Source organism: Microbacterium sp. Y547 (assembly GCF_057669785.1).
In genome coordinates this window covers 60,948-70,700 of sequence record NZ_JBYHFN010000004.1, presented here as the reverse complement: position 1 = coordinate 70,700, position 9,753 = coordinate 60,948, and the positions used below count along the sequence as shown (strand labels likewise).

The window sequence follows — 9,753 nt, the reverse complement described above, 5'->3', positions numbered from 1 at the left end:
GAGCGTCCTCGTTTTGATCGTGATGACCGTGCCCCTCGTCGTGATTCGGGTGAGCGTCCTCGTTTCGATCGTGATGACCGCGCCCCTCGCCGTGAGTCGAACGACCGGGCACCGCACCGGTCGCAGGACCGTACGCGTTCGTCCGACCGCGGCTTCGGCGGCCGCGACGCGGGTCGCCCCGCGCCGCGCACGGACCGCCGCGACGATCGTCCGCGCCGCAGCGACGACAACCGCCCCGGTCGCTCGGACTGGACGGCCAAGCCCGCGCGTGACGAGCAGCGCGTCGATGTCGTGCACGAGCGTCTGCAGGCCCAGGCCGTGCAGGCCGGTGACGTCACCGATGTGACGTTCGGAGATCTCGGACTGGGTGAGAACATCGTCCGCGTCCTCGCCGAATTGGGCGCCCCGCGCCCTTTCCCGATTCAGGCCGCCACGATCCCCGCCGTCATCGAGGGTCGCGACGTGCTCGCACGCGGACGCACGGGCTCGGGCAAGACGATCGCCTTCGGTGCGCCGCTGGTCGAGAGCGTGCTGCGCAGCCAGTCCGGCAAGCGTCGCGAGTTCGCCCGCGCGCCGAGGGCGCTCATCCTCGCGCCCACTCGCGAGCTCGCGCTGCAGATCGACCGTACGATCCAGCCGATCGCTCGCAGTGTGGGCCTGTTCACGACGCAGATCTACGGCGGTGTGCCCCAGGCGCGTCAGGTCGGCGCGCTCCGCAAGGGCGTCGACATCGTGATCGGCACCCCCGGTCGCATCGAGGACCTCGTCAATCAGGGCAAGCTCGATCTGTCCGACATCGCGATCGCGGTGCTCGACGAGGCCGATCACATGTGCGAGCTCGGGTTCCTCGAACCCGTGCAGCGGATCCTGCGCCACACGGCCGAGGGCAGCCAGAAGCTGCTGTATTCGGCGACCCTCGATCGCGAAGTCGCTGCGCTCGTCGACGAGTTCCTCGTCGAGCCGGCGGTGCACGAGGTCGCCGGTGAGGACCAGGAGTCCTCGACGATCGACCACCGTGTGCTGCTCATCGACCAGCGCGACAAGGCCGAGATCCTCACCTCGCTGGTCGACCGCGAGGGCAAGACGCTCGTGTTCGCGCGCACCCGCGCGTACGCCGAGATGCTGGCCGAGCAGTTCGACGATGCGGGCATCAGCGCTGTCGCGCTGCACGGTGACCTCAACCAGGCCAAGCGCACGCGCAATCTTCACCGGCTCACGTCGGGCCGTGTCAATGTGCTCGTCGCGACCGACGTCGCCGCACGCGGCATCCACGTCGACGACATCGATCTCGTCGTGCAGGCCGATCCGCCGGACGAGTACAAGACGTACCTGCATCGCTCGGGCCGTACCGGTCGTGCGGGTCGTGCCGGCAACGTCGTGACGCTCATCACCCGTCAGCGCCGCCGTCGCATGACCGAACTGCTCGACCGGGCCGAGATCGAGGCGCCTTTCGACGAGGTGCGCCTGGGTGACGATCTTCTCGAGGAGATCTCCGGCCGGCAGCTGAACCCGGTCGCCTGAGGCCGGTCAGAAGAGCATCGCCGGCGCGGCTTCGGCTGCACGGCCACGGGTCGTCGTGAAGACTCGTGACCGTGTGGCCGCCGCCGACGGCGAGGGCCTTCTCGGCGCGGCTTCTTCGTCGTGCCCGTCGAGGCCGTGCACGCGCATCAGGGGACGCACGCGCTTGGCGAGCCACGTGCGATAGGCCTTCGGCGCGGTCGTCGATGCTCCTGGATACAACCCGCGATACGCCGACACGAGATCCGGATGCTCGTGCTCGAGCCATCGGAAGTACCACTGCTTGGCGCCGGGCCGCAGGTGCAGCGCGCCGAAGACGACCCGTGCGGCGCCGGCGTGCTTTATGCGTCGCAGTGCCTCGTCGATCGCCGCGACCGAGTCGGTGAGGTGCGGCAGGATCGGCATGAGGAACACCGTGACGCGGAATCCCGCGGCGGTCGCGGCGCGCACCGTCTCGAGTCGCGCCGTCGCCGACGGCGTGCCGGGCTCGAGGCTGCGCTGCAGAGAATCGTCGAAGACGGCGATCGACATCGCGATCGACACATCGACCGATGCCGCCGCCTCGGCCAGCAGCGGCAGGTCTCGGCGCAGCAGAGTGCCCTTCGTGAGCACCGAGAACGGCGTACCTGAATCCGTCAGCGCCGAGATGATCCCGGGCATGAGGCGATACCTGCCCTCGGCGCGCTGGTATGGGTCGGTATTGGTTCCCAGTGCAACGGGCTCGCGCCCCCATGAACCGCGCGCGAGTTCTCGCCGCAGCACCTCGGCGACATTGACCTTGACGACGATCTGAGAGTCGAAGTCGCGCCCCGGGTCGAACTCGAGGTACTCGTGCGTGCCGCGGGCGAAGCAGTAACTGCAGGCATGGCTGCAGCCCCGATAGGGGTTGATGGTCCAGTCGAACGGCATCGCCGACGAGCCCGGCACATGGTTCAGGGCGCTCTTGCAGAGAACCTCATGGAACGTCATGTCGGCGAACTCGGGCGTCGTCACGGACCGGACGAGACCGTTGAGATGCTCGAGGCCCGGAAGAGCCGCGGGATCCGGCACTCCGAGTTCCTGCCCCTGCCATCGCATGCCACCATGGGAACAGATCTACGAAAGTATGTCAACCGGTAGTGCGGTCTTCTTCGAAGACTGACGTCGTCCGACGCGACGACTGGCCTTCGAACCCCTGGCGGGACAGAATGGGACGCGGTGCCCGATCCCGAACAGACCCCCCCGATGCATCGCGCCGCGCACGCGGCCGGCGATGACGCCGGGGTGCCCGGCAGTGCTCCGCGCACACGTCGGGCGCTGCGCGAAGCGCAGGCGGAGGCATCCGATTCACCGCGCACGCCCGCGATCTTCAAGAAGCCCCTGCCGGACATGCCCCCGGTAGCCGCACGACCCGCGCCTCTGCTGGGCGGCTGGCGCCGCCGCGCCCCGATCCGTCATGCGCGTGCGAACCGCGTCGTGCACGCCTCGGTCGGCATGGCGCTCACGGTCGCGAGTCTCATCGTCGTCGGCTCGACCTCGGCGGTCACCGGTGCGCTCGTGCCGGAGCCGGTCGCGATCGTCGCCGAAGAGGTCGTCGCGGACACGCTCGGCGAAGTGCGCATCGAGGCTCGCCCCGGCCTCGGCGCACCGCCGCTGACGGCCGAGGCCTTCGCGCCCGGTGAGTCCTCTGTCGTCGTGCGCGATCTTCCGGACCCGTGCAGCGACCCCGTCGTTCTCGCGGCGCTCGAGGCCGGCAACGAATCCGCGACGATCGCCGCCGCCGGCGGGCCCACGGTGTTCCGCGATGCCGTCGCATCGGGCCTCGCGCCCTGCATCCGCCTCGACGACCCCGCCCGCACGTGGCTGGTCGTTGACAAGGCGCGGCCGTTCGTGCCCATCGACTATGCGCCCGACGACCTGGCGGTGCCCCCGGGCATGCGCGACCTCGGCGGCGGCGAACTGCGGGCCGATGCGGCTGACGCGATGGCCCGCATGGCGGCAGCCTCGATCGCCGCGGGCGCGGGAGAGATCGCCGTCGGCAGCGCCTACCGCTCGTACATGACGCAGGTCTCGACGTACGAGCACCACGCGCGTGTGCGCGGCGGTGACCAGGCCGACCTCGTGAGCGCGCGCCCGGGCTACAGCGAGCACCAGTCCGGTCTTGCGGCCGACGTCGTGCCGTGCGCCGAGACCTGTGCCACGATCGACGATCTCGCCGCGACGCCCCAGGGCACATGGATCGCGGCGAACGGGTGGCAGTACGGCTGGGTCGTCCGCTACGAAGAGGGCGGCACCGAGGTCACGGGGTACCTTTCCGAGCCGTGGCACCTGCGCTACATCGGCGTGGAGCTGGCCCGCGAGTACCACGAGGGCGGCTGGCGCACGCTCGAAGAGTTCTTCGGACTCCCGCCCGCGCCGCATTACGATCACCAGCACTGACCGGGTGGAGGCATCCGACAAATCCCGGTACCGAGTACCGCGGAACATGGGATGCGATCTCACAACGATGGCCTGACCGCGGATGCCGCGGCTAGACTCGCCTGCGGCGAAGAGGTCTGTGAGGCCCGCCGCTTCGGCTCACGAAAGGACGCAGCTCATGGAACGCGACATCTACGACGAGGACCACGAGGCATTCCGCGACGTCGTGAAGGAGTTCGTCAAGCGCTTCGTCACGAACGACGCGATCGAGCGGTGGGATGTCGCGGGCGAGATCGACCGCGACACGATGCGCGCGGCGGGCGACGCCGGCATCATCGGTCTCTCGGTGCCTGACGAGTTCGGCGGCGCCGGCATGCTGCAGGACTACCGCTTCCGCGCCGTCGTCAACGAAGAGATCATCGCCGCCGGTGCGGGATCGCTCGCCGGAGCATTCGGCATCCAGGACGACCTCGCCGTGCCCTACCTCGTGCACATGGGCACGCAGGAGCAGAAGGCGAAGTGGCTTCCGGGCATGGCTACCGGTGAGGTCCTCGGCGCGCTGGCGATGACCGAGCCCGGCGCCGGCTCTGACCTGCGCGGCATCAAGACCACGGCGAAGAAGGTCGAGGGCGGCTACATCGTCAACGGCGCCAAGACGTTCATCTCGTCGGGCAAGACCGCCGACATCGTCGTGACCTTCGTCAAGACCGGCGAGGGAAACCGCCCTGACGCGTTCAGCCTCGTCATCATCGAGAGCGGCATGGAGGGCTTCGAGCACGGCAAGAAGCTGCAGAAGATGGGCTTTCACGGCCACGACACCGCCGAGCTCTCGTTCAGCGACGTCTTCGTGCCCGAGGCGAACCTCATCGGCGGCAAGGAAGGCATGGGCTTCGTGCAGCTCATGATGAACCTGCCGCTCGAGCGCCTGTCGATCGGGGTCGCCGGCGCAGCCGCTGCGGCCGCTGCCCTCACGTGGACCCTCGAGTACACGAAGGAGCGCGAGGCGTTCGGCGAGCGCATCATCGACTTCCAGAACACGCGGTTCCGCATCGCCGACGTCGCGACGACGGTCGACGCGCTGTGGGCGTACATCGACCGCGCGCTGCTGGCCTACAAGGACGGCAAGCTCTCTCCCGAAGAGGCCGCGAAAGTCAAGTTCTGGGCGACCGAGCGCGAGTGGGAGGTGCTCGACACGTGCGTGCAGCTCTTCGGCGGCTACGGCTACATCACCGAGTACCCGATCGCCCGGGCGTTCCTCGACGCGCGCGTCCACCGCATCTACGGCGGCACGAACGAGATCATGCGCGACATCGTCTCGCGCCCCCTCGCCGGCAAGCGCTGAGTCGTACCGCTATGTGAGCTCGGCGGCGCCGACGAAGAGCGCCGCCGAGACCACCCAGAACAGCACGACGAAGACGGTATCGCGCGTGCGCCACGGCACGAGGTGCCGTTCGGTGCGGTCGCGGTGCGCGCCGAAGGCGCGGGCATCCATCGCGAGGGCGACACGCTCGGCGTGCCGGATGCCTCCGGCCAAGAGCGGCACGACGTAGCCGAACCAGCGCGCGAGCGCCGCGAACGGGCCGCGCCCACCGTGTGCCCCGCGCACGCGGTGGGCCTGCCGGATCACGTCGAGCTCGTGCCCGAAGCGCGGCACGAAGCGGAAGGCTGCGAGCGCGGTGTAGCCGATGCGGTACGGCACATGCAGCTGCTGAACGCTCGCCCGCACGAAGTCGGGCCCTGCCGTGGACAGGCCCGCGAGCAGCGTGAGCGCGATGATCGCGGCGAGCCGCAGCCCTGTTCCGACACCGATGACGAGGGCGCCTTCATACAGCGTCCAGTCGCCGATCCGCCAGGCGACGGGGGTGTCCGAGACGAGCGCGGGGTCGGTCCACACCGCGAACCCGAGTGACAGCGCGAGGGCCGCGACGGGGATCGCCAGTGCGAGCATGCCGACCAGGCGCGGGGTGAAGCGCACCCCGATGAGCAGCAGGGCGTAGGCGAGCACGAGGAAGGCCGCCGGCGTCGCGAGGTCGCGCACGAAGATGAGCACGGCGATGACCGGCAGGGGGGCGATGAGCTTCGCGAGCGGATTGAGGCCGTAGAGGAACCGCACGGGCGAGGCGGTGACCTGTTCGGCGTACGGGTCGGCTCGGCCGCTCGGGGCGACCGTGAGGATGGGACCGGTCGCGCTCATGACGTGCTCCCGGCCGGAAGGTCGGCCAGCCGCGTGATGCGTGAGAGCTCGGGATGCCGCGTGAGACCGCGCAGCGCTCGGCGCAGGGGCGGCGGGCGCAGACCTGCGCGTTCGAGCAGCTCGTCGTCGGCGAAGATGTCGGCCGTGGGTCCTGCCCGCAGGATCCCGCCGTCGCCGACGACGACCGTGCGGTCGGCGTACTCGGTGACCAGCTGCATGTCGTGGGTCACGACGAGGATCGTCGTGCCGTCGGCGTTGAGTTCGCGCAGCAGACCGAGCAGCTCATCGGCGCGGGCACGATCCTGCCCGAAGGTGGGTTCGTCCAGCGCAAGGACGGGGGCGCCGGCCACGAGCGCGGTGCCGACCGAGAGACGGCGCTTCTGCCCGCCCGACAGGAGGAAGGGGTGGGTTCCTGCCCGGTCGGCGAGGCCGAACCGTTCGAGCAGGCGAGTGGTGCGCTCGCGCACTTCGTGGTCGGGCACGCGTCGCAGGCGCAGGCCGTGTGCGATCTCGTCGTACACGGTGTGCGCGATGAACTGGTGCTCGGGGTTCTGGAAGACGAAACCGACGTGTGACGACAGCGAGCGCGGGTCGGCGCGTGCGACGTCGAGGTCGCCGATTCGCACGGTGCCCCGCGGGGGCGGCACGACACCGGCGATCGCCTGCAGCAGCGTCGTCTTGCCCGCGCCGTTCGCGCCGACGATGGCGACGAAGTCTCCTGCCCCGACGTCGAGATCGACCCCGTGCAGCACCTCGGTGCGCCCGCGTCGCACCGACAGCCCCCGCACCCGGATGAGGCCCGCGCCCTCGCGCGCAGCGACCGGAGGCGCCGGCTCGGCGACCGGCACGTGCGGCCCGTCGGCAGCCTCGAGCGCTGCGTGGAGTTCGGCGGGCGTCAGCGGCAATGGGTCGAGCTCGTACCCTGCGCGACGCAGCCGCAGGGCCGCGAGCGCCGAGACGGGCAGCCAGACGCCCATCTCGTGCAGATCGTCGGCGCGGTCGCGCAGCACGGCGTCGACCGATCCGTCGGCGACGACGCGACCGTCATGGTCGAGCACGATGACGCGGTCGACGAACCCGACGGCGGCGTCGAGGTTGTGCTCGACGAGCAGGATCGCGCGATCACCGGCGGCGACGAGTTCGTCCAGCGCCGCATAGACCTCCTCGATCCCGCGCGGATCGAGGTTGGCGGTCGGCTCGTCGAGCACGAGCAGGGGCGATCCCATCGCCAGCGCGCACGCGATCGCGAGGCGCTGCCGACCGCCGCCGGAGAGCTTGTCGGGGTTCTCGGTGCGCCGCTCCCAGAGGCCGACCCGGCGCAGCGCGTCTTCGGCGCGCGCGAGCACTTCGCCCACCGGCATCCGCAGATTCTCGGGTCCGAAGGCGACTTCGTCGAGCAGCGTTCCCGTGACCAGCTGCGCGTCCGGGTCTTGGAAGACCATCCCGACGTGCGTGCTGAGCTCGGCCACCGTCGCCTCGGTCGTCGGCCGTCCGGCGACCTCGACGTCCCCGCTGAGGTCGGCCGGCACGGCGTGCGGAATGAGGCCATTGAGGGCGAGCGTCAGGGTCGACTTGCCCGATCCGCTCGGGCCCAGCAGCAGCACGACCTCACCGCGGTCGATGTCGAACGACGCGGACGCGGGTAGCGCGATGTCCGCACCCTCGTGCCGGATGGCGAGATCGCGCACGCGCACGAGGGGTGCGGCGGTCACGTCGTCCGCGTGCCGCCGCGGTGGCCGACGCCGGCCCGGCGCAGGCCCGCGCCGATGGCGAGGCCGACGGCCGTCCAGGCGATGGGACCGAGCACCGATACGGCGAGGTAGAGGATCTGCGCCCACAGCGCCATCGTCCCGATGTTCGCGGCGAAGAAGACCGCGGCGGCGACGACGAATCCGATGAAGATCGCCGAGACGAAGAACCGCCACGGCGCCCACGAGCGGTAGCGCACGAGGGCGGCGACGAGCTCCTGGATGCCGCCGAAGAGGATCGCCGTGCCGAGGAACTGCATCGCGTACGGCGGAGCGATGGCGCACGACACGAGCGCCGCGAGCAGGTGAGTGGTCAGGGCGACCCAGGGGAGGCGCAGCGATTCCTGCGCGATGATGCCGGGAAGGACATGCACACCCAGCACGAGTCCGTACACCTGGGGGAGCGCCGCGAGCAGGGGGACGGTCACCCAGCCGGCGATGCCGCCGAGCAGTCCCGTCGCGACGCCGATCGCCGCGCAGACGAGCAGCGCGCGAGTCGACAACAGCGGGGTTCGGGCCACGGTTCGATCGTAGTCCGCGTCACATCCGCCGACGACGGCGGGTGAGCCGCACCGCCGGCATGGGCGGGGCCGGGATGCGCTCGTCGCCGTGCCCGACGACATGGCCGAAGCGGGCGGAGCCGGCTTCCCAGTCCTCACGAGCCTCGGCGATCTCTTCGTGTGCGCGGCCGACGAAGTTCCACCACATGATGATCTCGTCTTCGAATGGCTCACCGCCGAGCAGGAAGATCCGCGCACCGGCCTCGGTCGACACCTCGATCGACTCGCGGCGGACGCCGAGGTACAGCAGCTCGTCGGCGGCGACGGGCGGCGTCTCCCCCTCTGCATGCAGGGTCACCTCGCCGTCCACGCCCACCACGGCGTGCTCCCACGCGGCATCCAGCGGCAGTCGCACGCGTGCGCTGGGAGGCAGGTCGATCTCGGCTCCGACGATGGGGGTGTGCATCGTCGCGGGTGATGTCGCTCCCGCGAAGGTTCCCACGACGACGCATGCCGTACCCGCGGGTGCGTCTGCCGATGTGCCGGCGAGCTCGACGCGGGGAAGGTCGACGTGGCGCTCGAATCCGGGGGCGCCGTGGCGCCTGCTCTCGGGCAGCGCGACCCACAGCTGCAGCGCATCCAGCGCGATCGGGCCGTCGCCGACGGAGTACTCGGAGTGCGAGATCCCGGCGCCGCTGGTCATGATGTTGAGGGCGCCGCGTCCGATCTCGACGTCGCTGCCGACCGAGTCGCGGTGGTGCACTTCGCCGACGAGCGGCCACGTGACCGTCTGCAGGCCGATGTGCGGGTGCGGCTCGAGCCGCATCTTCACGCTCTGCTGGCCGAAGCGGTCCAGGAAGCACCAGGCCCCCACCATCGGCAGGTCGCGGTGCGGCAGCAGCCGGCGCACGTGCATCGCACGCACACCGCCCAGCGGCACGTCGCGGGGTTCGATGCGGACGGCACGCGGGCCGTCGCACACCGCAGCGCCGGCCAGCTGCGGTGCCTCGTCGCGCAGCAGCCCCGCCTCGTCGTGCCGGGTCATGTCAGGCGTTGTTCGGCCACGCCAGCGTGAGGCCGTCGATCTCGTTCGCACGCACGTACTTGGCCACGGCCGGGCACAGCGGAACGACGGTGTCGCCGCGTGCGGCGCTGTCGGCCATCGCCTCGCCGATGAGCGCGCCGGCCAGACCCTTGCCGCGGAAGGCCGGGTCGATCTCGGTGTGCGGGAACACAACGCGCCCGCGCGCGTCGGTGCGGAACTCGGTGAAGCCGGCGAGCACATTGCCGACGTGCACTTCATATCTGCTCTGCGCGTCGTCGCGCGTCACGGTCGGTTCCTGGGTCAGGTCGGGCAGGTCGGTGGTCATGCCGGTCCTCTCATCGGGGGCGCGTG

The 9,753-nt window shown here is 70.5% G+C and carries 9 protein-coding genes; 3 read left to right on the top strand and 6 right to left on the bottom strand.

The genetic code is table 11. From position 1 onward, the window contains the following. Positions 1–1,521, top strand: a 1,521-nt coding sequence (locus AC25Y0_RS07530; protein WP_488134461.1) for a DEAD/DEAH box helicase, incomplete at its 5' end; no start/stop codon positions are given. 6 nt (positions 1,522–1,527) lie between these two features. Here the strand turns inward: AC25Y0_RS07530 and AC25Y0_RS07525 are convergent. Continuing rightward, positions 1,528–2,595 (bottom strand): Rv2578c family radical SAM protein, encoded by a 1,068-nt coding sequence (locus AC25Y0_RS07525; protein ID WP_488123759.1) that lies wholly within the window; start codon positions 2,593–2,595, stop codon positions 1,528–1,530. A gap of 120 nt (positions 2,596–2,715) precedes the next feature. Between AC25Y0_RS07525 and AC25Y0_RS07520 the strand changes: the two genes are divergently transcribed. Further along, entirely contained in the window at positions 2,716–3,936 is a 1,221-nt protein-coding gene (locus tag AC25Y0_RS07520) for a M15 family metallopeptidase (RefSeq protein WP_488123760.1), read from the top strand. 157 nt (positions 3,937–4,093) lie between these two features. Then, positions 4,094–5,257 (top strand): acyl-CoA dehydrogenase family protein, encoded by a 1,164-nt coding sequence (locus tag AC25Y0_RS07515; RefSeq protein WP_488123761.1) that lies wholly within the window; start codon positions 4,094–4,096, stop codon positions 5,255–5,257. 9 nt (positions 5,258–5,266) lie between these two features. On the opposite strand, the gene AC25Y0_RS07510 is transcribed toward AC25Y0_RS07515, so the two are convergent. Genes AC25Y0_RS07510 through AC25Y0_RS07490 form a run of 5 tightly spaced genes read right to left on the bottom strand, consistent with a single transcriptional unit; the run spans position 5,267 to position 9,727 of the window. Continuing rightward, on the bottom strand, positions 5,267–6,109 hold the full coding sequence (locus AC25Y0_RS07510) for an energy-coupling factor transporter transmembrane component T (RefSeq protein ID WP_488123762.1): 843 nt from the start codon (positions 6,107–6,109) through the stop codon (positions 5,267–5,269). After that, positions 6,106–7,821: an ABC transporter ATP-binding protein gene (locus tag AC25Y0_RS07505; protein ID WP_488123763.1), complete on the bottom strand. Its 1,716-nt coding sequence runs from the start codon at positions 7,819–7,821 to the stop codon at positions 6,106–6,108. The genes AC25Y0_RS07510 and AC25Y0_RS07505 overlap by 4 nt, the downstream gene beginning before the upstream one ends. Then, entirely contained in the window at positions 7,818–8,378 is a 561-nt protein-coding gene (locus tag AC25Y0_RS07500) for an ECF transporter S component (RefSeq protein ID WP_488123764.1), read from the bottom strand. The genes AC25Y0_RS07505 and AC25Y0_RS07500 overlap by 4 nt, the downstream gene beginning before the upstream one ends. 19 nt (positions 8,379–8,397) lie before the next feature. Further along, the gene (locus AC25Y0_RS07495; protein WP_488134460.1) at positions 8,398–9,402 is read right to left on the bottom strand and encodes a pirin family protein; all 1,005 of its coding nucleotides are present in this window, start codon (positions 9,400–9,402) and stop codon (positions 8,398–8,400) included. A gap of 1 nt (position 9,403) precedes the next feature. After that, the gene (locus AC25Y0_RS07490; protein WP_488123766.1) at positions 9,404–9,727 is read right to left on the bottom strand and encodes a GNAT family N-acetyltransferase; all 324 of its coding nucleotides are present in this window, start codon (positions 9,725–9,727) and stop codon (positions 9,404–9,406) included. Positions 9,728–9,753 lie beyond the last annotated feature (26 nt).

Excerpts from the sequence above, each read along its gene's own strand:
- AC25Y0_RS07510 (WP_488123762.1), bottom strand. The coding sequence starts at position 6,109 with ATGAGCGCGACCGGTCCCATCCTCACGGTCGCCCCGAGCGGCCGAGCC.
- AC25Y0_RS07515 (WP_488123761.1), top strand. The coding sequence starts at position 4,094 with ATGGAACGCGACATCTACGACGAGGACCACGAGGCATTCCGCGACGTC.
- AC25Y0_RS07495 (WP_488134460.1), bottom strand. The coding sequence starts at position 9,402 with ATGACCCGGCACGACGAGGCGGGGCTGCTGCGCGACGAGGCACCGCAG.
- AC25Y0_RS07490 (WP_488123766.1), bottom strand. The coding sequence starts at position 9,727 with ATGACCACCGACCTGCCCGACCTGACCCAGGAACCGACCGTGACGCGC.
- AC25Y0_RS07525 (WP_488123759.1), bottom strand. The coding sequence starts at position 2,595 with ATGCGATGGCAGGGGCAGGAACTCGGAGTGCCGGATCCCGCGGCTCTT.